The sequence below is a fragment of the Dyadobacter beijingensis DSM 21582 genome (assembly GCF_000382205.1).
GTDB classification, from domain to species: domain Bacteria; phylum Bacteroidota; class Bacteroidia; order Cytophagales; family Spirosomataceae; genus Dyadobacter; species Dyadobacter beijingensis.
In genome coordinates this window covers 304,758-329,544 of the sequence record NZ_KB907787.1, presented here as the reverse complement: position 1 = coordinate 329,544, position 24,787 = coordinate 304,758, and the positions used below count along the sequence as shown (strand labels likewise).

The following is a 24,787-nucleotide window of genomic DNA, read 5'->3' as shown; positions in this document are numbered from 1 at the left end:
CCGGCGACGTTGCACCGGCATTCAAAATATTACTGCACATTAATCTTGCTGGCACCGCTGGCGTGGCGGTTCAGGTTAGGCACGTGGCTCAGCTCCACTTTCGAAGCGCCCGACGCGTCCACGTCGGCATTCTGGATATTCATTTCGGTAGCCGTCAGTTTGCAGGCCCCGTGCGCATCCAATTTGGCCGATTTGGCCGAACCTTTCAGCGTGGCTTTCGACGCGCCGGATACGTTCACCGTCAGCTGGTCGACGAACACGTTCAGCTCCGATTTGGAAGCGCCCGAAATCTGCACGTCAAGCTTCGGCAGGTCTTTGAACTCGGTGACCAATGTCTTGTTCGCACCCGAAAGCGATACGGCTTCGATCGTCGGCATGGTGATCACCAGCCCTACGCGCTCCCATTTTTCGCTGTCGAACAGGTTGAACTCGCGGTTGCGCTTCACCCGCAGCACACCATCTTCCACGGTCACCTTGATGTCGTCGATATGCTCCTGGTTGTCAGAATCGGCCGTTACCGTGTACTCAGAACCCTGACGGATGATGATCGAATAAGCGCCGCCGATGTCGACCTTCTTAAATTCCGACACCGGGAATTGCTTGCTGTAACTGCCGCGGTCGCCCAGTTCCAGATCGCTGTTGTCGTTGTATTCAAACGAGTAGCCCGAGTTGTTGTCCTCGTCGCTGTTCTCGCTGCGGATATATTTGGCCGGAATGTTGGTACAAACCAGTCCCGAATCCTGCCGCATCACCCAGATCAGCTTTTTCCATACCACCTCGTCGTTATGCGAGAGATCGTAGCGTTTCAGGTTACGCTGCTCCGACTCCCAGTCGTTGAGCAGGTAGTAGAAATCGCGGTTCATGATAAAAGGCTTATTATATGGAATGCTCACCGTAAGGTCGATCTCCTGGTCGCGGAACTTCGTGCGGCCGGCGATAAGCGGGCCTTCCGTGAATGTCAGCACCGAATCCCGGAGCGCCAGGTCGTACCGGATCGCCCGTGCATTCTGCTCAGCGCTCTCGCGTGACCGGCCTCTTGCACGCAATGTCTTTTCGAGTTTGATACTGTCGCCCGCGCTGTACCCGGCCAGGCGCACGTCCACGTCGATATTTTCGTCGTCATTGTCATAGTCGAAATTCAGCGTCAGCGTGCCTTGCGGGGCTTTGTAAAACGCTGTTTCCACTACTTCCCCTCTTTTGGCGAAATTCTGCTGGTACGAAATCCCTCCTACCGTGGCGCCTACCACGCCAATGATCCAGAGGCCGAGCAAGGTGAGCCACACGCTGCCGCCGACGATTTTTTTGTTGGAAATCAATGTAAGGCCCAGCAAAAGGAAGGTGATCAACGGGATAGCCGCCACGAAAATGGACGAAATGATCAGTATTTCAGGCAGCTCCTGGTAAATCACAAACGGCAGCGGCAGGTTATCGAATGCACCCGCACTGGTAACCCCCAGCGCAATGCCCGCCGCGATCACGATACCCAGTAAGCCCAGCGCGGAAGTTCCGATCAGGAATGCGCCGATAAGTATCCGCACGATCGGCCCCAGCCCCCTTAGCAATTTCCCAAGGGCATTGATAATCAACCCGATTGCCCGAAAAGGAAACAACAGGATTTTGGTCACAATATGCTCTTCTCCCCCTCTTTCATCCAAATTGAGGCTCTGCTTGATGTTCGACTCAATATTGGAGAGGGTAATAGGCTCCCCCTGCATTTCCATTTTTTCGGTCAGCGTGTTCGCATTCGGCGCAATCACCCACAGCACGAGGTAAATCAGGAACCCGGTACCGAACAGCAGGATGGACAAAACCCACAGGAAGCGTACCACGCCGAGGTCGATCCCGAAATAGGAAGCTACGCCCGCAGCCACACCGCCTACTACCTTACGGTCCGGATCGCGGTAAAATTTCTTCACATGCGCATCCTCTTCCAGCGAGGCAGAACCGGGAAATGCCACCCACATGGCAATGTAAACGAGCACCGTGAAGCCCGAAATCGGTCCGAAAACCTCTTCCGCATTCATATCTAGCATCCCCGAACCCGCAGGTAAGCCGACTACGGCGAACAAAAATGCCAGCCTCACCCAGATCGCATCCACCGTGAAGTAATGCGCCAGACCGGCCGCCACGCCGCCAAGCAGCTTTCTGCGCAGGTCGCGATACAGCTTTCTTGGTGCGCCCGGTTTCGCAGGCTCCGCTTTCGGCGGGTTAGGTGCATTGTAGGAAGTATAAGTTTCTTGCTGCGGTGCGGATGTATGGGTTGAAGCTGTTTCCAATGGGTCGGCGAGAATGTCCTCGGCCTGCTCGATGGCCTCGAAATCGGCCACGGTACCCATTGCCGCAATGAGCTCGTCCACATCCGACAAGGATATTACCTGCTTGCTCTCTGCTTTTTGTTTGTTCAAAAACCGCTCCGCAATCCTGCCCTCAATGTCCGAAAGGATCTCTTTGCTATCCGCGAACGAAGAAAAATACTTCTGGATAGAGGCAAGATAACCTTTCAGTTTCTCGTAGCCATCTTCCTCGATATGGAAGATAATGCCGCCAATATTTATGCTGATTGTCTTTTTCATGATTGAAATAATCGAATGTCTCTAAGTGATCAGTTAGGGTCAGGAAGGATTGCCAGAAGCCGTTTTGCTCAATTCCTCCGTGCGTTTTATCACGGTTTGCACCGAATCGGCGAGCTCAAACCACGTAGCCTGCATCGCGTCCAGGAACACCTTCCCCTCATCCGTCAAAACATAGTATTTCCTTGGAGGGCCCGAAGACGACTCCACCCATTTATAATCCAGCCAGCCCGAGTTTTTTAACCTGGTAAGAAGCGGGTATAATGTGCCTTCCACCACCATGATGTGAGCGGACGTCAGTTCATCCAACATATCCGAAGCATATACTTCGCCCCGGGATATGATGTGCAGGATACAGAATTCCAAAATTCCCTTCCGCATCTGCACTTGGGCATTTTCAATATTCATGTGGTTGCATCTGTTAATTTTTAATGAATAAGTTCATGGCTAATAGATAGAATCCAAATTCTAACAATACAAAGGTATACACAGGTACTTTGCGATGCAAGGTACCATGTAAAAAAGATGGGATCGTTAGGATGAATGGCAAATTCAAAAGGCCGATCGGCTTAAAATCTCTTTGGCTCCCAAAGCTTTGCTTATCTACCCATTCAGAATCACTTCTCTTTTATTATCTTTTCCCGTCGACTTAGGCCGACGGCAGGGAATACGAATATGAACATGATCATATGCAGATGAAGACTCGACTTTATATTATTGCGGCGATGAGTGAGAACCGTGTTATTGGGATCAATAACAGTCTGCCCTGGCATTTGCCTGATGAATGGGCGCATTTCCGGAAAGTCACCGCCGGTAAGGCGTTCATCATGGGCCGAAAGAGCTTCGAAGCGCCCGACGCACTGCATTCCGAGCACCGGAATGTGATCATTACCGCCCGTCCGCCCGCGCACGCTGAACCCCATACGGAATATGCCGGAGATATTCCCGAAGCCATTGCGTTACTTTCCGGCGAAACCGACGTATTCATTCTGGGCGGCGCCAGTATTTTCCAGCAAATGCTCCCGCTTGCCGACAGAATGTATTTAACCATTGTACACGCACAAGTCGAAGGAGATGCCTTTTTCCCGGCATTCAAGCCGGACGACTGGCAGCTTGCAAGCTCGGAATTTCATGGCACCGACGAAGATCATGCCTATTCGTTTTCCATGAATCTGTATGTAAGGAAGCAGCCGGAGTAGCCGCGAACCAGCCCTTGCGCGTCACAAAAACCCGGACGATGACAAGGAAACACACATTATGGATCATTGGATGCATGTTTAATTGTATTCACACCAATGCGCAGCCGCAGTACGGCAACGAGTGGATCGGCTACGGCCAGCAATACCTGCGCATTCCGGTGACCGAAAATGGCGCCTACAAAATCACCGGTCGAGAACTGGCCGCTTACGGCATCCCGGTCGATTCTGTATTGGCCGGCAGCATTCAGCTTTTCAGGCGCGGCTCGGAACAGGCCATTGAGGTGGCAGGTGCCGCTGCGGGCATGCTGGGTACCGAGGGCTATATTGTTTTTGCAGGTCAAAAAAATGATGGTACGACGGATAGTGCGCTCTACACCTCGCCCGGCGCCATGCCTCATGCCTTCTATAACCTGTACTCGGATACCGCCGCCTGTTTCCTGACCTGGAACAGCGGCAAACAAGGCCTGCGCACTCATTTTCCGAAACCCGGAACGATTACCGACACCGCCGCCATCCATACCGGCGAAACTTTACAATTATTCACCTCGCATTACCTGCCCGGCCGCTTTTTCCCCGAAGAAAGCGATTACCAAACCGGCTCGCTGCGCACGGCCTACGACGAAGGCGAGGGATGGACCGGCCCTCCCATGGCCACGGGCGTGCCATTCGAAATGGTATTCCAAACGGATCACCTGTTTCGAGACGGCCAGGCCAATGCTGCCTGTGAGATACTGCTGGCAGGCTGGTCGCCGGGCGTGCATGTAATAACAATATGGCTCGGCACGACGGGCAATCTGCAAACTGAACTGGCTGAAATCGCTGTCACAGGCAGGGAGACGAAACGCATTGCACTAACCCTCCCGGTTCAAAACTTTGACGCACATGGCCGCGTTACGCTTGCATTGCTGCCCACGGCTACTGGCGGGCAGGTGTCCGTTTCGTACGCATGGATGCGTTACCCGCAGGCAGGTCCGCGCGTTGCACCCGCGTACAAGCAGACGCTCCCCGGCCGGATTGTCCATTTCAAACCGATCGATCCGCAAACCGAATACCTGATCGTCACGCACCCACTCATGCGCGTGCCAGTGGGCGGGTGCGATCCCGTCGCGGAATATGCCGGTTACCGTGCTTCTGAAAAAGGCGGCGGCTACTGGACGGCCGTCATGTATAGCCATGAATTATATGATCAGTTCAATGCAGGCCAGGCTGGTCCGCAAGGAATCCGCAATGCCATTCGCTGGCTGGCCGGTCAAAAGCATTTAAAATTCGTACTACTTGCGGGCAGGTCGGTCGACCCGCAAAAGGCACGCAAAATGAAGGATTCGTGGCAGGTCGATATGGTCCCCAATGCGGGCTGGCCGGGCTCGGACATTGCCCTGGTAATGGATGAAAACGATTCCGGTCCGTACGTTGCCATTGGTCGCGTGAATGCATTAACCTCCCGCCAGCTGCTCGACTACCTTCGCAAGGTGCAGGCGCTGGAAGCAGAACCCAGGTCTGCCGCGTGGCGGAAACGGATCATGCATTTGAGCGGCGGCAGATCATGGGAGGAACTCACTTTGTTCAAATCCTATACCCGTTCATTTGAACAAAAACTAAAAAACACCCCGCTCGCCCGCAAAGTCGTTTCTATTTCAAAACTGACTGACAATGCCGTGGAAGAAGTGCGGATCGACGAGCCGGTAAACGACGGCCTCGCGCTCGTGACCTTATTCGGGCATTCCTCCATTGATGTGACAGATATCGACATCGGTCACGCCAGCGACCCGGCCCGGAATTATCAGAATCACCCCAGATACCCCGCAATAATCGTAAATGGGTGTGCGGCGGGCAGCATTTTCTACGCCACGCAAACATTAAGCAGCGACTGGATCTTCGCCCCGGAACGCGGCGCCGTACTGTTTCTCGCACACACATTCAACGGGCCGTCTACGGCATTGAAGCGCTATACCGATATTTTCTACGAAGTCCTCGCCGACACCGCATTCACCAGCCAGCCGTTCGGCATTATCCAGCAGGAGGCGATCAGAAGGAATATGCTGCGCGCGCCAACCACTATTGACCGCATTACCACACAGCAAATGACCCTCCACGGCGACCCGGCCGTCCGCATTTTCCCGGCACCGAATGCGCCCGACGCCTCCGACAGCACCGCCATCCCACGCCTGCCCCCGCTCCTGGCCGTCACATTCGACGGCAGGCCGCTGGTTCATGACGAAACAGTATCCCCAAACACACAGATCAGCATACGCATTTTCGATGATCACCTGCCCTTAGCTGCCCATGACACGACATTCATCAGCGTTTGGCTCAAACGGCATTGCACAGGCTGCACGCACGAACGGATTTCACTGCGCAACGCGAGCGGGCTGAATGCGGCAGGCAGTTATTATGAGATTACATTTCCCCTCGCCCTCGAACCGGGCGACTACACATTTACCGTCCAATGCCGCGACGGCGAGGGCAATGCGGCGGCGCCTTACCAGATCCGTTTCAAAGTTCCATCGCGCCCCAGTGGCATTAAAGTGACCGTTTCGCCTAATCCATCTGCACAATGGTTCCGGTTCGCGATATACCATGAGTCGCCGGACGATACCGACCTTGAACTTTGCATCGCGGACCAGTCGGGAACGACTGTATTCCGAAAGCTGTTACATTGCCATACCGGCCTGAACGAATACTTCTGGTGGCCGGGCGCGCTTTCTCCCGCTTTCTACCATTACACCGTCGGCAGCACGGTAAGTGCAGGGAATAAGGTACCCATCTTGGAAGGCGCACGCGGGCATTTGCTTTACGCCCCCTGAGAACAGCTCCGCAGATGCCTGTTTTACAGCGCTACCTCATTTTGTTTCCACAAAAACTTATTATTTTTGTCCATTATAAAAAAGATATCCCATTGAAAGAATACGGTAGTAACGTACAAAAACTGGCCGACCACATCGTCAAGATCGAGGACAAAGCCAAGCGCACACTCTACGCGCACATCCTGGTCGAGCTTATGCGTCAGATACATCCCAACATGCGGGACAACCAGGATTACACCAACAAGCTCTGGGACGATCTGTACATTATTTCCGGTTTCGAGTTGGACGTCGATAGTCCTTTTCCCCCGCCATCGAAAGAAGCACTGGGTAAAAAACCCCTCCGCGTTGAATACAACCAACAAAATCTGACCTTCCGCCATTACGGCCGGAACATTGACCTGCTGCTTGAAAAAGCATCCCAAACAGAAAACCCCGAAGACCGCCTGGCCTTCGTCTCCTATATCTTCCGCCTCATGCGGTCGTTCTTCAATGCCTGGAACAAGGACAATCCCGAAGACAACGTGCTGCTAAGCCAGCTCGAACAGCTGAGCAAAGGCCGTCTGAAAGAAGAAATCGACTACATCCGCAAATCCGGGCCCATCGAAGCTGCGCCGAAAGACCGCAACAACAACCAGGAACGCAACCGCGTGAACCAGATCGGCTTCAAACCGCAATCCGGCCATAACAGCGACCGGCAGGGCGGCAACAACCAGGGCAATCAGAACCGCAACCGGAATAACAAGTTCCAGAACCGGAACAACAACAACAATAACAACAACCGGAATAACAACCGCAAAAAACCTGGAATGTAAGATCCGGGGTTGCTTTTATACAGTCTCAACTGCCCAAAATTTTCTATGGCATCATTCAAAATTACCGGGGATCGTCGTCTCAAGGGTGAAATCGTGCCGCAAGGCGCGAAAAACGAAGCATTACAGATCATCTGCGCCGTATTGCTCACCAAAGAGCCGGTCACCATCCACAACATCCCGAATATCCGCGACGTAAACCAGCTGATCAACCTCCTGGGCGATCTCGGCGTACGCCGGACACGCCTGAGCGAGACGTCGATCCGTTTCGAAGCCGACGATATCAACCTCGATTACCTTGAATCCGATTCATTCCGCCAGAAAGCAGCCGCATTGCGCGGCTCGGTGATGCTTCTCGGACCTATGCTGGCACGCTTCCGCAAAGGGCGTATCCCACGTCCGGGCGGCGACAAAATCGGCCGCAGAAGGCTGGATACCCACTTCCTGGGTTTCGAAAAATTGGGCGCGACATTCAGCTACGACGAAGAGGACGGTGGGTTTTATCGCGTGGACGCCGCGAACCTGAAAGGCACTTATATGCTGCTCGATGAGGCTTCGGTAACCGGTACGGCCAACGTTTTGATGGCGGCGGTCATGGCCGAAGGCACGACCACCATCTACAATGCGGCCTGCGAGCCTTATTTGCAGCAGCTTTGTAAAATGCTCAACCGCATGGGCGCCAAAATCTCCGGTATCGCTTCCAACATGCTCATCGTCGAAGGTGTTAGCGAGTTGAAAGGTACCGAGCACACGATGCTGCCCGACATGATCGAAATCGGCAGCTTCATCGGCCTTGCCGCTATGACGCAATCGGAAATTACGATCAAAGATTGCCAAATCCCGGAGCTCGGCATTATCCCCGACGTTTTCCAGCGGTTGGGTATTAAAATGGAATTTCGCGGCGATGATATTTTCATCCCCGCACAGGAGCGCTACCGCATCGAAAACTACCTCGACGGCTCCACATTGTCCGTTGCCGACGCCCCGTGGCCCGGTTTCACACCCGACTTGCTGAGTATCGTGCTCGTAACGGCTACGCAGGCACAGGGAACAGTGCTCATTCACCAGAAAATGTTCGAAAGCCGCCTGTTCTTTGTGGATAAACTGATTGAAATGGGGGCACAAATCATCCTTTGCGACCCGCACCGCGCTACCGTGATCGGTCACAACCGCGAAACCCAACTCCGCGGCATCCGCATGACTTCGCCAGATATCCGCGCCGGAGTAGCATTGCTGATCGCCGCCATGTCCGCCAAGGGCGTCAGCATTATCGACAACATCGAGCAAATCGACCGTGGCTACCAAAACATCGACACGCGTTTGAATGCGATCGGTGCTGAGATTGTGCGGTTGTAATACATTTGAAACAAGACGAGGTCCGCAGTGCAAACTACGGACCTCGTTTTGTTTAACGCCTGGCCTTCTATTTCTTCTTCCCGTACGTACACTTCCCGTTATCCGCCTTCACATAGTACGACTTGTAATTCGTCGCTTTCGGGTCCATGCATCCTTTCAGGTCCAGGATTTCCACTTTACGGAATTCTACCGGGTGGCTTTCGCTTTGGAGCGAGATTGAGCCGTGATCGAGCAGCTTGCCGGCGATTTTGATGTCGGGATCGGTGTCGCCGCTTACATTACCGCCACCCAGTTGCGGCTTGTTGTATTCGAGTACCATTTCGCCATTCGCAAAATGCTGGATGAGCGAATCGCCGAGCACGAGCACTTCGGCACGTACCCACTGGTCGCCATTGTAGGTTTTGGATTTTGAATTAATACAATGCTGCGTCACCAGTTTCCCGTCGATCACGACATTCGTGCCGGGCGTACAAAGGTTACAGGTAGTACGCGTCTTGTCGTTTCCACCCAGAAGCTGTACTTCGATCGACGCGGGAAAGTCCTGATTTTTTCCCATTGTAGCCGCCGGCTGGCCGTGGACCATAATGCCGCTGTTACGCCATGCCCAGCCTTCGCCTTTGGGAGCCTGCTCGCCCACGAAGCGATATTCCACCGCAATGCGGTAGTAGGAGTAGTCGCCTTTGTGAAAGATATGGCCATATTTTTGGGCAAAATCATCATATTGGTCGTAGCGGACCACCATCTTGCCGTCTTCTACGCGGAAGGTGTTGTTGTAGTTGTCGTTCAGGTCGTAACCCCGGATTTTGATGTCCCAGCCGTCGAGGTTTTTACCGTTAAAAAGCTGCTTCCACTCTTGTTTGTCGGCATTCTTTTGGCCAAAAACGGCCAGACAAACGAGGCTGAATAGGATCGTGAGTTTAAATTTCATGAATACAGGTTAAGTTGAAATGATTGCTGGCAAGGTTTTGTACAAATATACCTTAGCAATCCAAAAAAATGCCCTATTTCGCAACTAACATCACATCAACCCGGACTGCGGTCCGGCTATCTTAGCTGCATGAGCCTGAAAACGAAAGAAAAAGTAGCAATATTCTGGTTTCGCCGTGACCTCCGCCTGCGCGACAATGCCGGGTTATATTACGCCTTGCGCTCGGGTTACCCGGTGGTACCGCTCTTCATTTTCGACCGCAATATCCTCGACGACCTCGAAGAAAAGAAAGACGCCCGGCTAACCTTCATTTATGATACCATTTCGGGCATTCGCGAGGAATTGCAGGAAAAGAACGCCGATATGCTCGTCGAATATGGGTACCCGGTAAAAATCTGGGAGAAATTGGTGGAAGATTACGACATCGCCGAGGTGTATACGAATACGGATTACGAAGTGTACGCCACGCAGCGCGATAAGGAGGTGTACCGGATTTTAAAGAAAAAGGATATTGTTTTCAAAACCTGCAAAGACCAGGTCATTTTTGAAAAACAGGAAATACTCAGCGGACAAGGCTCGCCCTACACCGTTTTTACGCCTTACAGCCGCGCCTGGAAAGACAAATGCAACGATTTTTACCTCTCGTCCTACCCTAATCAAAAGTATTTCCGGCATTTCCACCACTGGAAAGGCCAATCGACGCCTTCGTTAAAGGAAATGGGTTTCGAAAAAGCAGATTACGACTTTCCTTCCGACAATGTGGGTGATGATCTGCTGAAAAACTACGCCAGGGAACGCGACTTCCCGGCCAAAGAGGCTACGAGCCGCATCGGGGTACACCTGCGCTTCGGGACCGTGAGTATACGTGCGCTCGCACGTGATGCCCGCGCCCACAGCGATACCTTCCTGAATGAGCTCATCTGGCGGGACTTTTACCAGCAAATCCTTGCAAATTTCCCCCATGTGGGCAAGGGAGAAGCATTTCGTAAAGCTTACGATCTCATCAAATGGCGGTATGACAAGCCCGATTTCAAGAAATGGTGTGAGGGAAAAACCGGGTACCCGCTCGTGGACGCCGGTATGCGGCAGCTGAACGCGATCGGGTTTATGCATAACCGCGTGCGGATGGTCACGGCGAGTTTTCTGTCCAAGCATTTGCTCATCGACTGGCGCTGGGGCGAGGCCTACTTCGCCGAAAAACTGCTTGATTACGACCTCGCGGCCAACAATGGCGGCTGGCAATGGGCAGCAGGCTCGGGTACTGACGCCGCGCCGTATTTCCGGATCTTCAACCCGGCCGCGCAGGCGGAGAAATTCGACCCTAAAATGGAATACATCAAAAAGTGGGTGCCCGAATTCGGTACCGACGAATATCCCGAGCCGATGGTCGACCACAAAATGGCCCGGGAACGTTGTTTGAAAGCATATAAGGATGCCCTCGACAAGGCCGACAAATAATTACTTTACACCGGCAGGGAGTTACTTCCCACCTGCTACGACCGTCACCATGTCTTCGGGGCGCAGATAGGTGTTGGCCATCGCCATGACATCCCCGGCCGTGGTGGCGTGGATGCATTCGATGTATTGATTAAAAAAGTTGGCAGGCAGATTATCCAGCAATAGTACTTTACGGCGGTCGGCCACTTCGAATGCCGTGTTCAGCGAACCGGCAAATTCACCCGCCATGAAGCTTTTCACCGTTTGCAGTTCTTCGGCACTTACGGGTTCAGTTTGCAAACGGTATATTTCCTTTTTGATTTCGTCGATCGTCTGCTGGGTAAATTCTTTCTTGACATCCGTCCCGATCATCAGGTAGCCCGCATTACGCAGCGTCACCAAATGCGATGAAATGCCGTATGTCAAGCCTTTTTCCTCGCGGATATTCTTCATCAGCCTCGATCCGAAATAGCCGCCCAGGATTTCGTTGGTCACCAGCATTTTGAAATAATCTTCATGATGGCGGTTGAACAGCACACGGCCCATGCGGATAGACGACTGCACGCTGTCGGTTCGCTCTACCACGACCTCGTCGCCCTGATAGGCTACCGACGCGTCATAACTTAGCGCGGTAGCATCGGTGTCCAGGGTGTCCTGCCCCAATGCGGCATTTACCTGGGCCACGCTGGCCTGGCTCACCTGCCCGGCTAGCACCACGGTGAATTTCCTGTTACGGATCAATCGATCGTAATGCGCGAGCACCGCATCGATGCCCAATGCCTCGATACCGCTTTCGCTCTGGCTTTGCCCATAAGGATGCTCAGCCCCGAAAAGCCGCGCCCGGAACTCGGTCGTGGCCACGTAAGCCGTTTTTTCCTTATTCACTTTCAGGTTCTGAATGGTGATGTTTTTCAATTCCTGAAACTCCTTTTCCGGGAAAGTAGCCTGGCGAATGAGCTTCTGCACCAATGGCAGCACCTCCGGCAGGAAGCGCGAGAGGCAGTAAACGACAATGCCCGCGCGGTCGGAAGTATGGGTCATTTCCGTGAATGCGCCCAGCCTGTCGAATGCCTCGCTGATTTCCTGCGAAGCCAATCCTTCCACTCCCTCGGGCAGCATCTTGACCGCGAAATACGATGCGGCCACTTCGCTTTCATACCAGTTTCCGGCTTCGAAAATGCATTCCAGGCGCACCACCGGCTGCTCGCCAATGTTGATCACGTGCAGGGCAATGCCGTTATCAAGCGTGTGGGTTTGGGGTTCCGGCAGGTTTACAGTATGAATGATTTTGAAATCGGGCGCAATGGTACGGTCCAGCAGCATGAGAAAGCGATGAGTATAAAAAAACGAATGACGTTGCAATAACGCCATTCGTTCCGAGAAATTAAATTCTGATAATGCTTAGTTTTCGGTATCGCTCACGTCCAGCTTTTCTGCTTTGTTCAGAGCGAGCGACAATGTGATACGCAATGTCTGTGCGAGCGGGCTTCCTTGTGTTGTCGGGAACATATAAGCGAAGTCAACCGCGTATTTGTCGGCGAAACGCAGACCTGCACCAGCGGTGAAGAAACGGCGGTCGCCTTTGTTTTTATTTTCACTGAAATAACCGGCGCGCAATGCGAAGATGTTGTTATACCAGTATTCCAGACCCGTCGCGATAGCCACTTCCTGAATTTCTTCTTTGAAGCCATCCGGTGCATCCGAGAATGAACCGAACACGCCGTTCAGCAATGGCTTGGTGTTGATGTTCGTTTTGCCATCCGGCGTTGGTACCATCAGTTTGCTGAAATCGAGCACGAAGTTGAAGCGGTTTCTGCCGTCGCCGGTGTAGGAAAGACCGGTACCGATTTTCAGGTTGGTCGGGATAAAGTTTTCAGTATCGGTGCTGGAACCGTAGTTGATCTTACCGCCCAGGTTGGAGAGCACCGCACCCAATGACCATACCAACTCGCTGCCGGTGTCCTCGTTTTTGAATTCCTTCTTATAGTAAGCGCTGATATCACCGGCCGCCACACGTGCAGGGCTCAGTGAAACGCCGTTGATCACTGCGTTACCCGCGAGGTTGGACGAGATGTATTTCAGCGTCAGACCCATCGAGAAGTTTCTTCCGAGCTGGCGTGAATACGTTCCATTTACGGCAAATTCGCGTGAATTGAAATAACCTACGTTTTCACCAATCGCGTCGCGCAAATCCAGTTCGCCATTGTTGAAGTAATTGAATGAAAGTGCAACCGCCTGTCTGTCGCCCAATTTCTTGTAGGCCGTCAGGTAACCCAGCCACATATCGTCTACCAGATAGCGGAGCCAGGGGGTGTAGGAAGCGGAAATGCCAAAGTCTTTGGTGTTGTAAGGAAGCTTCGCTGCATTCCAGTAGCTCGCATTGGCATCGGGGCTCAGCGCCACACCAGCTTCTCCTAACGCCGCACTTCTCGCATCAGGGGCAAATGTCAAAAAGGAAAGTGGTGATGCCGGAATTCTTCTTGTAGAATCCTGCTGAGCGAAAAGCGTACCTGATGTTAAAAAGAATAGTGAGGATAATGTAACAAAAAAAAGTTTCATAGAAATTGGATTTGCGATAGGAAGTGCTTTGTATCAGCTTCTTTAAAGGGTCAAAAATACAATGAAAGATAGTTATTACTAAAAATTTGATAAGTTTTATTATCTTAATGAGTTCGGATTAACTTACCGGCTTTCTGATCCACGGAATTGTCTTTTAACGATCTGAGCCGCACCTGGTAAACCAGCGATTCCCGAAACGGGATCATCCGGAGCAACTGCGTCAGGTCCCAGGTTTCCCTGATAACCGGGTCGCTGTTATAATAAAGCTTTTTGAAAGTGCCCAAACGTTGCCCATTAATCAGCAATATATTAAAAATTAATTCTACGTCCTCATTTACCCGGTTGTGACCGAGTTCCAGTGTAAGGTCTTTCTGAAATGGGTTAGGGTATATCTTAAAGGTGCTGAGCTGGACCCCCTTGGCCGGGCCTACTAGAAACCCGAACGCTATTTCAGAAAAGTTAGTATACGCATCCCACACTTTTACGCGGACAATATATTTTCCGGCAGGCAGGTTTTCCAACGGATAATTGATCGTGCCCGATTGATAATTATCCAGATCTGCGACGAAATAATCATTCAAAATGACGGTCAGCGTATCATTCAAAGTCATCGTAATGTCGTGCCCGATTCCGGCCCGCGAAATACTGATCCCGCTGTCGTCGCTCATGCGCAGCACCAGCGTCGACGACGGTTCCACCGTATCGCCCTCGCGGAATGCGGGCGTGTTCAGGTAACCGGCCAGTTTGGGCGGAATGGTATCACGCTGTTGCGCAGCACTTCCGCCGACGATTAGCGAAAGCTGCGCGGATGCATCTTCAGTGCTGTCCGCGTGCACCGCGTATACGCTAGCCCGGCCGAGGCCAATCCGGTAGTCAATGTCTTTCGGCATTTGCAGCGTGCACTGGAAGCGGCCGTCCTTCACCGATACGCTTCCATCGAAAAGTTTGCTGCGAAACTCGGTGTAAGCTTCGGCATCTCCCTCGTTACCCAGCGTACGGAACTCGATCGGTTTGTCGTAAACCACGACGCGGGCCGTGCCGCTGAAACCCGCATCGCGCCGGCCCCCGGACGGATCGAAAATCTCGCCGTTCAGCGTCACCTTCTGCAATGCACGCAAAGTATCCGGCGCCGAGGCCCAGCGAATGCCTTTTTTGCCCGGCGATAATGTCATCGACGGGTCTGCCAGCAGGGTAAAGTTCCTGTTGAGGCTTCCGGCGAGTGCATTGTTCTTGGTTTGTAAGAAGAAATCGCCCAGCCGCTGTCCCGGCTTTGCATTGAGTAATGCTTCGTAAAATGCCTTGTTTAATGCAAAGTTCGTACTGGAATACACGGGGCGCGTGGTGCTGATCGCCCCCATCGCGGCGCCTTTCGGGCTGAGTACCATCAGTTCCGCGCCCGAAACAATGCCGGGGTCGTCGTACCGGCCGAAATCGCAGGTGGCCGTGATGAGCAGCGGCAGGTTATTCATGCCGCGGGCCGAAAGCATGTCGGCCAATGTGAGTACCTGCTCCTCCGCCCAGCCGCTCACGCCGCCGTGACCGGTGTAATTCAATATCAGCGTGCCTTGATCGATGGCATCGCGGATGGCTTTGTTGATCGCCGGGGCTTTTTGCCCGACATCCGTGGTTGTTTGCGGCACCTCGTCGATGAACGACCTTATGGCAAATGCGCGTCCCTGGATGAGTTTCGCCAGCTGGTCGGCGTGGCGCTGATGAATGTTCCCGTCGCCATCATCGGCCACGAAGCGCACCGTATTTTTCCATATGCCAAACGACGATTCGTAGCGCATCAGCTTGTCGACGACGATCCTGGCCTCTTCCAGGGACTTTACCGGCAGCCTTCCGATACCGATATCAACGGTATGGTCGCCCGCGCTATTCTCGTTCCAATCGCCCTCACTGGCATCCATAAAGCCGAAATAGTCGTCCGACGAATAGGTATAAACGGGGTTCAGCGATTCGCGGCTCTCGTACACGGGCACCCACCCCTCGCGCTGCGCCTGAGATTGGTTGCCGAGCAGGTTCCGGTAATCGTAAGTAGCGTCCCCGAAAAGCAGGAGGTATTTCAGCTTGCCGGGCGTTTTCTGGTACAATTGCCGGACAAAATCGCGGATGGCGGTAATGTCGGCACGGCCGGAGGCATATTCATTGTAAATCTGCGTCGTGCTGACGACGCGCACATCGAGCCCGTCGCGGGTGTTGCGGAAACCGGCCAGACGATTGGCCTCCGTCTCCCAGGCGGGAGCGGTGATAATGAGCATATCGGGCGTGGACGCAGCGGCGATATTCTGATTTGCGACGGGCGCCCAGGCCACGGGCGTAAATGCATCCGCAGGTGTGAAGCTAATGTACTTTTGAAGCGTTGTAGCGCCCCTGCTCGTCCAACGGAATACGCCGCCGGCATCTTTTTGGGAAATGGCCTGCGGTACCAACGCATTGGTCACATTCCAGAGGCTGTACCCTTCGCCCGAACCTGCAAACTGATAACTAACGGTATCGACCGCCTGCGGCAGGAAATGGTAAACCTGCTGTCCGCCGTAGATCCTCAGCTCCCGTCTGACCTGCAAACCGATATAATCGAGGTATGCTTCCGCCGAGCTCTGCCCACTCTTATTATAGGTAACACCAATCGTAAAGTTGCCCGACGCGGGTGCATTCTTTATGGTATAGGTATTGCCGGTTCGCAATGCTTTCACATCGTAAGTACCGGGGCTCACCGTCCCGATCGCCTCCTGACCTACCTCCCCGCCATTGACCTGCCATATAAAACGCGTCGATACCTGCGCCGCTCCGATGGTGGAAGTCCTCAATTTATAATCCGAGCCGGCGACGGTGCCCGGCATATTCACCTGCATGCTGAAACCCGACGCACCCGCCAGGTATTCGCCCCACCATTCGCGGCCGGACTTGAGCGTGTTGGACGATTCCGTTTCGTGGTACCAGTAGTCGTCGAACTGGCTGATCGTCCGCGACGCCGTGCCAGCCACATTCGTTTGTGGTTTTACCCGCAAACCGCCGCTTTCGGCAAATGTGAGGAAGTAAAATGCGCTGTCGGAATAGTAATTGATCTGATGGCTCAGCTCGGCCTTCGCGGCATCGTAACGGATGATGTGCGGGCCTTCGGCATAAAAGTAAACGGCATCGCCCGGATCGAACCGGCCGTCTTCCCCGCCGCTTACCCATATTGCATTTTCCGTCAATGCATTCACATAGCCCGACTGATTGGATTGCGGCAGCATGGCACCGCCGTTTCCATAGATTTTGATCCCCGATGGACGAATAGCCGCCGCATTGACGCCCATTTTGGCAAGCATATCCGCATCGATACGGTAAATGCCGGATTCGGTCACAGCCAGCTTGAACCACTGCCCTTCCGACAACACCGATTTTTGGGCGTGGGATAACAAGGAGATGAGCAATGCCAGGCAGCCCGACATTGTACGTAATATCATTTTTTGTACATCAGCATGCTTCAACCAATGCATGGGCCGGGATCGTGTAAAGACGTTGAGAGGCCTTGTCCGTGCAGAGTACACGCGTACGCCGGAGGGTGCCGCGGGTGAATGTCCTGTTCTGAAAAACGAAGTTGGTCCCTTCGTCCAGCTGAAAAAGGCATACTTTGCCGGTTATCAATTCCTGCTCGTCGTATTTTCTGAGCGCATTAAACAGTTTCTGGTCACCGCCGGTAGATGCGGCGGGGTTTTGAGCATAACGAAGCAAATGCACCAGAATGTCTGCGGGAAAAATATGTTCGTTCATGACGGGCAGCAGCAGCTCGCGGAACTCGTGCTTCCATTCCGCACCATGCGGTGCCACACGGCGCCGGCCGCGGCCTTTGTACCTGGTGTGTACCACGTAATGCGCCACCTCGTGCAGGTACGTGATGAGGAAACTATAAGGATTAAGATTGACATTAACCGTGATCCGCGGGACCATGCCGGGCTTTACGGTGAAGTCGCCCAGGCGTGTGCGGCGCGGGCGAGAGAGGAAAAAATCAAACCGGTGGGTGCGGTATAATTCCTGGCAGTAGTCAGCTGCCCCATCCGGCACATACGAACCCAAAGACACGTTTTTCATCCCCGAATAAAAAAAGAAAAGCCCTACTTTCATAGGGCTTTTCAAGATTTTCGACTTGTACGTCTGATTACTTCTTAGTAGTATCAGCAGCAGCAGTGTCAGCAGCAGCAGTATCAACAGCAGCAGTAGTGTCAACTGCAGGAGTTTCAACAGTTACAGCAGTAGTATCAGCTGATTCGTCAGCAGGTTTGCTAGTACAAGCAGCGAAAGCTACCATCCCGGCAACAAACGCAAATGCAAAGAATTTTTTCATTTCTTGGGTGTAATTAAGGTTCGATGCAAAGGTAATATGATCGAATTGAATATTCCTAAATTTTGAGTTTGTATTTTTCCAAGAACTTAAAATTTCCTTAGAAAATTCTTCATTCGCTTTAATTTGTCCTATTAAATCTCCCGATCCCCCTAAACACTCTGCAACTTTTCGTTGAAAGCGCGCACGCATGCAGCCACTTCGGGTAGTAATTCGGGATTGGCTTCGATACCGTTTCCGACCACGATCACGTCCGCGCCTGCATTCAGCGCATTATCGGCCTTTTCGTAAGAATCGATGCCGCCTCCGACGATGATCGGCGTGTCGACCGTCGCTCGTACGGCGGCGATGGTTTCGGCTGGGACAGGGAACTGCGCACCGCTGCCGGCGTCGAGGAAAATGTTTTTGAGGCCCAGGTATTCGCCAGCCAATGCCGTGCATGCCGCTATGCCCGGCTTGTCGCGGGGTAGCGGGGTTGTATTACTAATATATGAGACGGTCGTGAGCTTGCCGCTTTCGATGAGCATATAGCCCGTAGGCAGCACTTCGATACCACTTCTTTTCAGCAACGGCGCCGCGATCACGTGCTGGCCGATGAGCAATTCGGGATTGCGGCCGGAGATCAGCGAAAGCAACAGAATGGCATCGGCAGTAGGCTCGATGTGCAGGCTGCTGCCGGGGAAAAGGATCGCGGGAATGTCGGTATATTCGTGAATGGCGGATATCAGCTGGTCGATGGCGTAGTTGGTAATGAGGCTGCCGCCTACAAAAAAGAAGTCAACGCCGTGCCCAGCCGCGTATTCGAGGAATTTCGGGAAAGTGGAAAGGTTAATTTTATCCGGATCAAGGAGAACAGCAAACGATTTCCTTTTTTCTGCTTTACGTTCGGAAAGGAGGTCTGCGATTTGATGTTTCGCTGCTTTCATTCGGTTTTACGTTCGTCTTCAATAAAATGTTTCAGCTTCTGGCGCGCCCACCCCACAGCCAATGTCCAGGCTAAACTTTGAACGGCTTGTCCGACCGCAGACTGGGTTTTAATTTTGGTAACCTTCTTTTCAACAGGTTTGACCGGCTCTACCAAAATCTCCTTTTTCTTTCCTTTCGGCAGCAATGCGTTCATGACCACGAAAGTCGTCGCCACTACCCCGCCGATAACGAGCGCCTGCTTGCCGTACTCGGTAGCTTCCTGTTTAAGCCCGCTCCATTGCGTTTCCAGCTTTTCGCGGTACAGATCCGCGTCCTGCAACAGACCTTCTTTGTCCTTGTCCGTATCCGAGGAGAACGGCTTAGTGATTTTAACGGAAGAATCTGTTGAAGAACTCATTTCATATCTGTTTAAATAGTGCCCTGAGGTTTTTTCAAAAGGAATCCAAAAATAGCAATTCAGAGAAACTTATTGCCAAATAAAGCAGCCAAAAAGCATTATTCCTCCTTCGCGCTGACAAAACGAACGATTATTTTCCGGATCAGCCTGATCCATGTTTCTTTCCAAATGACGGTGGCGGCCAGTTTAACAAGGAAAACACCGAGCAATATCACAAAGCCCAGGTAATCGCTGTGCAGCCATTTATTAAGGAATGTACCCAGCAATATGACCAGCAAAATGAGGATGGTAATGCCGATACAAAGCAGAATGGCAGCGTACAGCGCCATGACCACGGCCCGCTCGATCTTGTCACGGGTCTCAATCTTGAAAAGGTCGATCCGCGTTTCGAAATATTTGAAAAGGGTGTCCTTGATTTCTTCCAGTTGACTCAGCATAGCGGTATATTTCAAATCATGTGAATTCTATTTAGGTCTGAACAACAGCCTTTTTTCACATTAATCCAAAAACATACCAAGGATTGCCGAGACTACCGAGACGATCAGTCCAAAGAATAACGCCGAAATGAAACCATCGACCCGGAAACCGTCGACGAGCGAGGCGGCAAGGTAAATGATAAAGACATTGACGACGAAATAGAACAGCCCCAGCGTCAGGATCGTGATAGGCAATGCGAGGATTTGCAGGATCGGTTTGAGGAATGTATTGAGGATACCCAACACAATGGCCACGATAATGGCCGTGCCCGTACTCGCAACTACCACCCCGGGCACCAAATTAGCGGCGACGATGATCGCCAAAGTACTGATTACAAGACGTAGGAGTAACTTCATACTGATCTGGTTTTTATTGATGACGGCTACGAAGTACGTCAATTACCTCATCTAAGTCAATGTTTTTTTGTTCGAGCAAAACGAGCAGGTGGAACAGCAAATCCGACACTTCGTTTTTGAAAAGGTCGTCGTCGTTATCCTTCGATTCGATCACTACTTCTACCGCTTCCTCCCCTACTTTCTGCGCAATTTTATTGATTCCTTTTTTGAAAAGGCTGCTCGTGTATGACGCGTCCGAAGGGTTCAGTTTTCTTTCGCGGATCACATCTTTTTGCAGGTAATTTAAGAATGCAGCCTCGCCCGCACGAGTGTCTGCGATTTCCGGCTGGCTATTTTTTTCCCCAAAACAGGTATCCGCGCCGGTGTGGCAAACAGGCCCCGCAGGCGTTGCCTTGATGAGCACCGTATCGCCGTCGCAATCGGCCGCGATGTCGTTTACGAACAGGAAATTGCCCGACGTTTCGCCCTTCGTCCACAGGCGCCGCTTGCTCCGGCTGAAAAACGTAACGGTGCCCTGCTGCTTGGTCACATCCAGCGCTTCGGCATTCATGTAGCCGAGCATCAGCACTTTACCGGTATTTACGTCCTGAATAATGGCCGGTACCAGGCCGTCGGCCGATTTATTAAAGTCAATGGTTGAAAACGTCTCGCTCATTTTGGTTATGTCAATTAAACACCCGCCTTGCCGCAGCATCCGGGCCTGCCTGTAATGGTATTTGATAAATTCCGCGCCACTACCGGGTCATCCGGATCGGCAGGTCTTTGTTTTTGAGATATTCTTTCAAATCGGGGATATCGATTTCCCGGAAATGGAAAATGCTTGCTGCCAGTCCAGCATCGGCTTTTCCGGCCGTAAAGACATCATAAAAGTGCTCCACGCTGCCTGCGCCGCCCGAAGCGATCACCGGGATGTTCGCATTGCCCGAAATGGTCGCAGTCAGTTCTAATGCGAAACCAGCCTTGGTACCGTCGGTGTCCATGGAGGTCAGCAGGATTTCGCCCGCACCGCGGTCTTCCACTTCCTTCGCCCAGGGGATCGAACGAATCTCCGTCGCTTTCCTGCCCCCGTGCGTATGCACGATGTGCTCGTGGCCGTTCGCCGTTTCGATATAGCGCGTGTCGATCGCCACCACAATGCACTGACTGCCGAATTCGAGCGACAGCTCGTTGATCAGGTCCGGGTGACGCACCGCCGCCGAGTTGATCGACACCTTATCGGCCCCGGCGTGCAGTAATGCCGACACATCCGCGATCGAAGAAATGCCTCCGCCGACGGTAAAAGGAATATTGATGGTCTGCGCTACTCTGCGGACGAGGTCGATAAATGTCGAACGGCCGTCTACGGTGGCCGTAATGTCGAGGTAAACCAGCTCGTCGGCGCCCTGCGCGGCGTATAATGCGCCTAGTTCCACGGCGTCGCCCGCGTCGCGCAGGTTCACAAAGTTAACCCCTTTGACCGTCCGGCCGTCTTTCACGTCCAGACAGGGAATGATTCGTTTCGTAAGCATATTTTAAACTGAAAAACGCTGTAAATCGGTCAGGCTGATCCGGTTTTCGTAAATGGCTTTACCGATAATCACGCCGTAGATATTCATTTCCGCCAATTTCTCCACGTCCTCGATGCCTGCAATGCCGCCGCTGGCGATGATGTTCAGGTCGGGACATTTGTCTTGCAGGTTTTTATATAAATCAAAAGAAGGGCCTTGCAGCAGGCCGTCCTTGGCTACATCGGTACTAATGGTGTATTTCACCCCTTTTTCCACATATTCTTCCACAAAATCATACACCCAAATCGCGGTACCTTCTTCCCAGCCGCTCACGGCGATCTTTTCGTTCTTCGCATCCGCGCCGAGAATGATCCTTTCGCCGCCGTAGGTTTTGAGCCAATGCTCGAACAGATCGGGCTGCTTCACGGCCACGCTGCCGCCGGTAACCTGCTTCGCCCCGCTTTCGAACACGATTTTCAGGTCGTCGTCCGACTGTACGCCCCCGCCGAAATCGACGTGCAGCGAGGTTTTGGATGCGATGGTTTCCAGTACCTTCCAGTTCACGACCTTTTTTGCCTTCGCACCGTCGAGGTCAACCAAATGCAGCCTTTTCAGGCCCGCATCTTCAAATTGCAATGCTACTTCCAGCGGGTTTTCATTGTAGATCTTCTTCTGACCATAATCGCCCTGGGTGAGGCGTACGCATTTGCCTTCAATCAGGTCGATAGCGGGGATAATCTGGATCATGGGTTCGGGGCAGGCGGTTATCAGAGTTTGAGGAAATTTTCGAGAATTTGCTGGCCGGCATTCCCGCTGATCTCGCAGTGGAACTGGGCCGCGTAAAAGTTGTCCTTATGCAGCATCGCGCTGAACGGCAATGCATAATCGCAGCTCGCGACGGTATATTCGCAAACCGGTGCCGCATAGCTGTGTACGAAATACACGTAAGCATTGTCGGGCAGGCCGGCGGTAAGCGGCGATTGGTAGTTGGAAATATTATTCCAGCCCATATGCGGCACTTTCAGGCCCGCATCCGCCGGGAAGCGCTTTACATCCACATCGAAAATGCCCATGCATTCGGTATGGTTCTCTTCGGAAAACCGGCACATCAGCTGCATGCCCACGCAGGTCCCGAACACGGGCTGTTTCAGCGACGGTATCACCTTGTCGAGTCCCACATGACGGAGATAGTTCATGGTGGTGCTGGCCTCGCCTACGCCCGGGAAAATTACCTTGTCGGCGGAGCGGATTTCGGCTTCGTCGTCGGTGTATAGGTAGCTCGCGCCGATGCGGTCGAGCGCATACATGACCGACTGCACATTGCCTGCGTTGTATTTGATAATGACGGTTTTCATTCCAATTTGTGCTTGAAATCGACAACAAAAAAGCCCGATCTTAACAATCGGGCTTCTGGGGATACTATGTATTCAACCTTATTACAACACTACTTGCAAAAACACATCACCCTAGACGTCCGAAAGCCAAAAGGCCATGATGCAAATGATATGTTTCAGCTGTTAACATGGCACAAATGTAAGTAAAATTTACAATAAGAGGATAAGATGGGCGTAAATATTACATTAAAATTTGCTTAGAGATTTCTTCGTACCTTGCGGTTAACAAATGGCCCTGAACCATGACCAGACCAATTATTCTGCCACTATTTTTCCTGCTCATTACCTTGATTACCGTTGATTCCCAGGCACAAACCAAAGACCTGGCCGACCGCCTGTTCAAAGTTCACGAAACCTACCGCGAAGCGGTCCTCACCCAGCGCCGTTTCAAGCAAAAAGACATTCTGCCGCTGATTTCCAGGCGACAAGGCAACGCATTGTACCAGATCGAAAAAGTAGGCGATTCTTTCGAAGGAAGGGGCATTCAGATGATCAAAGTCGGTAATGGCAAGAAAAAAGTGCTGCTATGGACGCAAATGCATGGCGACGAGCCTACCGCAACGATGGCGAGCTTCGATATTTTCAATTTCCTCGAAGGCAAAAACGATGGTTTTGACGAGCTCCGGAGGAAATTGCTCGACAATACCACCCTGTATTTCGTACCTATGCTCAACCCCGACGGTGCGGAAAGATACCAGCGCCGCACGGCCCAGGGCATCGACATGAACCGCGACGCCGCCGCACGCCAGACGCCTGAGGCGCAAATCCTGAAAGGTCTCGTGGACCGCCTGAAACCGGATTACGGTTTCAACCTCCACGACCAGAGCCCACGCTACTCTGCCGGCCGCAGCGCGAAAGTGGCGACGATCTCTTTCCTGGCTACTTCCTACGATTACGAGCTGTCCGTCAACGATGTACGTCAGCGCTCGATGCAGCTGATCGTGGGGATGAACAAGGTCCTGCAAAAGTATATTCCAGGCCAGGTAGCCCGCTACGCCGACGACCACGAGCCGCGCGGCTTCGGCGATAATGTGCAAAAATGGGGCACTACACTGGTCCTGATCGAATCGGGCGGTTATGTGGGCGATCCGGAGAAACAGTATATCCGCCAGCTCAACTTCATGGCGATCCTGTCTGCGTTGGACAAAATTGCCGACAACTCCCTGACCAAAGAGAACCGCGAGGAGTATTATGATATTCCAGAAAACGGCCGCTGGGTGTACGACCTCGTCGTACGCAATGCAACAGTGCGCCAGGCCGGAAAATCATTCACAACGGACCTTGGGATAAATCGTAATGAGGTAAGTTATGCCAATGCGACCAAGTTCTTCTATTACAGCAAAATTGAAGATTTCGGAGATTTACACCCCCAATTCGGCAGCCAGGAAGTAGACGCTACGGGCCTGACGATCGAGAAAGGGAAAGTATATCCTACCGCCTTCAGGAATGTGAGCGAGATCAGCAAACTCAATGCATTGAACCTCCTGAAGGAAGGTTACACCTACGTGCGCCTGGCGGCCGATTCGAACACGCGGGCACTCGGACTTTACTTTACCACGACGCCTTTACATATACTGCGGAGCGGTCAGACGGCACCGTCCGGCACACCTGGATTGGGCAATACGGCCACATTTATCCTCAAAAAGGCCGGTAAGGTCAAGTATGCCGTCATCAACGGTTTCGTGCACGACCTTGATGATTTCAATACCGAAAAAGGACAAGGAATCGTTGAGTAAGCGGCTGATTTTTAAGTAAAAGTA

General features: G+C 52.5%; 22 protein-coding genes. 6 read left to right on the top strand and 16 right to left on the bottom strand.

The genetic code is table 11. The features are described from left to right. Positions 1-29 precede the first annotated feature (29 nt). The gene (locus H144_RS0108580; protein WP_019941649.1) at positions 30-2,573 is read right to left on the bottom strand and encodes a PspC domain-containing protein; all 2,544 of its coding nucleotides are present in this window, start codon (positions 2,571-2,573) and stop codon (positions 30-32) included. Positions 2,574-2,612: 39 nt separating this feature from the next. After that, the gene (locus H144_RS0108575) at positions 2,613-2,978 is read right to left on the bottom strand and encodes a PadR family transcriptional regulator (RefSeq protein WP_019941648.1); all 366 of its coding nucleotides are present in this window, start codon (positions 2,976-2,978) and stop codon (positions 2,613-2,615) included. A gap of 287 nt (positions 2,979-3,265) precedes the next feature. Here H144_RS0108575 and H144_RS0108570 point away from each other — a divergent pair, with 287 nt between their 5' ends. The 4 genes from H144_RS0108570 (at position 3,266) to murA (ending at position 8,738) form a co-directional block, all read left to right on the top strand. Next, positions 3,266-3,769, top strand: a complete 504-nt coding sequence (locus tag H144_RS0108570) for a dihydrofolate reductase (protein ID WP_063826394.1) — start codon at positions 3,266-3,268, stop codon at positions 3,767-3,769. 74 nt (positions 3,770-3,843) lie between these two features. Beyond that, positions 3,844-6,573, top strand: a complete 2,730-nt coding sequence (locus tag H144_RS0108565) for a C25 family cysteine peptidase (protein WP_019941646.1) — start codon at positions 3,844-3,846, stop codon at positions 6,571-6,573. A 14-nt stretch (positions 6,574-6,587) separates the two neighbouring features. Then, positions 6,588-7,385 carry a DUF4290 domain-containing protein gene (locus H144_RS0108560; protein WP_019941645.1) on the top strand — a complete coding sequence of 266 codons (798 nt, stop codon included), beginning with the start codon at positions 6,588-6,590 and terminating at the stop codon, positions 7,383-7,385. A 45-nt stretch (positions 7,386-7,430) separates the two neighbouring features. Continuing rightward, positions 7,431-8,738, top strand: coding sequence for a UDP-N-acetylglucosamine 1-carboxyvinyltransferase (murA, locus tag H144_RS0108555; RefSeq protein WP_019941644.1), 1,308 nt, complete (start codon positions 7,431-7,433; stop codon positions 8,736-8,738). A 67-nt stretch (positions 8,739-8,805) separates the two neighbouring features. Here the strand turns inward: murA and H144_RS0108550 are convergent, their stop codons facing one another. Beyond that, on the bottom strand, positions 8,806-9,666 hold the full coding sequence (locus H144_RS0108550; RefSeq protein WP_019941643.1) for a 3-keto-disaccharide hydrolase: 861 nt from the start codon (positions 9,664-9,666) through the stop codon (positions 8,806-8,808). A gap of 129 nt (positions 9,667-9,795) precedes the next feature. On the opposite strand from H144_RS0108550, the gene H144_RS0108545 reads away from it, so the two are divergent. Further along, positions 9,796-11,124, top strand: a complete 1,329-nt coding sequence (locus tag H144_RS0108545; RefSeq protein ID WP_019941642.1) for a cryptochrome/photolyase family protein — start codon at positions 9,796-9,798, stop codon at positions 11,122-11,124. Between the two features lie 21 nt (positions 11,125-11,145). Here H144_RS0108545 and H144_RS0108540 read toward each other — a convergent pair whose 3' ends face one another. The 13 genes from H144_RS0108540 to hisH form a co-directional block, all read right to left on the bottom strand. After that, on the bottom strand, positions 11,146-12,426 hold the full coding sequence (locus tag H144_RS0108540) for a M16 family metallopeptidase (protein ID WP_019941641.1): 1,281 nt from the start codon (positions 12,424-12,426) through the stop codon (positions 11,146-11,148). Between the two features lie 78 nt (positions 12,427-12,504). Continuing rightward, positions 12,505-13,662, bottom strand: coding sequence for a type IX secretion system outer membrane channel protein PorV (porV, locus tag H144_RS0108535; RefSeq protein WP_026350519.1), 1,158 nt, complete (start codon positions 13,660-13,662; stop codon positions 12,505-12,507). Between the two features lie 104 nt (positions 13,663-13,766). After that, complete coding sequence (porU, locus tag H144_RS0108530) at positions 13,767-17,114, bottom strand: type IX secretion system sortase PorU (protein WP_026350518.1); 3,348 nt, start codon at positions 17,112-17,114, stop codon at positions 13,767-13,769. 10 nt (positions 17,115-17,124) lie between these two features. After that, a complete protein-coding gene (locus H144_RS0108525; RefSeq protein WP_229207868.1) occupies positions 17,125-17,874 on the bottom strand; it encodes a SprT family zinc-dependent metalloprotease in 750 nt (249 codons plus the stop codon). Next, positions 17,807-18,181, bottom strand: coding sequence for a hypothetical protein (locus tag H144_RS34830; RefSeq protein ID WP_229207867.1), 375 nt, complete (start codon positions 18,179-18,181; stop codon positions 17,807-17,809). The genes H144_RS0108525 and H144_RS34830 overlap by 68 nt, the downstream gene beginning before the upstream one ends. Continuing rightward, positions 18,142-18,915, bottom strand: coding sequence for a phosphoglycerol geranylgeranyltransferase (locus H144_RS0108515; protein ID WP_019941636.1), 774 nt, complete (start codon positions 18,913-18,915; stop codon positions 18,142-18,144). The genes H144_RS34830 and H144_RS0108515 overlap by 40 nt, the downstream gene beginning before the upstream one ends. Next, the gene (locus H144_RS0108510; protein ID WP_019941635.1) at positions 18,912-19,313 is read right to left on the bottom strand and encodes a hypothetical protein; all 402 of its coding nucleotides are present in this window, start codon (positions 19,311-19,313) and stop codon (positions 18,912-18,914) included. Before H144_RS0108510 ends, H144_RS0108515 begins: the two co-directional genes overlap by 4 nt. A 98-nt stretch (positions 19,314-19,411) precedes the next feature. Then, positions 19,412-19,750 (bottom strand): phage holin family protein, encoded by a 339-nt coding sequence (locus H144_RS31620; RefSeq protein WP_019941634.1) that lies wholly within the window; start codon positions 19,748-19,750, stop codon positions 19,412-19,414. 60 nt (positions 19,751-19,810) lie between these two features. Beyond that, positions 19,811-20,146, bottom strand: coding sequence for a phage holin family protein (locus tag H144_RS0108500; protein ID WP_026350516.1), 336 nt, complete (start codon positions 20,144-20,146; stop codon positions 19,811-19,813). Positions 20,147-20,159: 13 nt separating this feature from the next. Continuing rightward, positions 20,160-20,801: a bifunctional phosphoribosyl-AMP cyclohydrolase/phosphoribosyl-ATP diphosphatase HisIE gene (hisIE, locus tag H144_RS0108495; RefSeq protein ID WP_033402540.1), complete on the bottom strand. Its 642-nt coding sequence runs from the start codon at positions 20,799-20,801 to the stop codon at positions 20,160-20,162. 79 nt (positions 20,802-20,880) lie between these two features. After that, a complete protein-coding gene (hisF, locus tag H144_RS0108490; RefSeq protein WP_019941631.1) occupies positions 20,881-21,654 on the bottom strand; it encodes an imidazole glycerol phosphate synthase subunit HisF in 774 nt (257 codons plus the stop codon). A gap of 3 nt (positions 21,655-21,657) precedes the next feature. Continuing rightward, positions 21,658-22,380 (bottom strand): 1-(5-phosphoribosyl)-5-[(5-phosphoribosylamino)methylideneamino]imidazole-4-carboxamide isomerase, encoded by a 723-nt coding sequence (gene hisA, locus H144_RS0108485; RefSeq protein WP_019941630.1) that lies wholly within the window; start codon positions 22,378-22,380, stop codon positions 21,658-21,660. Positions 22,381-22,400: 20 nt separating this feature from the next. Next, positions 22,401-22,988, bottom strand: coding sequence for an imidazole glycerol phosphate synthase subunit HisH (gene hisH, locus H144_RS0108480; RefSeq protein ID WP_019941629.1), 588 nt, complete (start codon positions 22,986-22,988; stop codon positions 22,401-22,403). Positions 22,989-23,269: 281 nt separating this feature from the next. Here hisH and H144_RS0108475 point away from each other — a divergent pair, with 281 nt between their 5' ends. Then, positions 23,270-24,763 carry a M14 family zinc carboxypeptidase gene (locus H144_RS0108475; RefSeq protein WP_019941628.1) on the top strand — a complete coding sequence of 498 codons (1,494 nt, stop codon included), beginning with the start codon at positions 23,270-23,272 and terminating at the stop codon, positions 24,761-24,763. Positions 24,764-24,787: the final 24 nt, after the last annotated feature.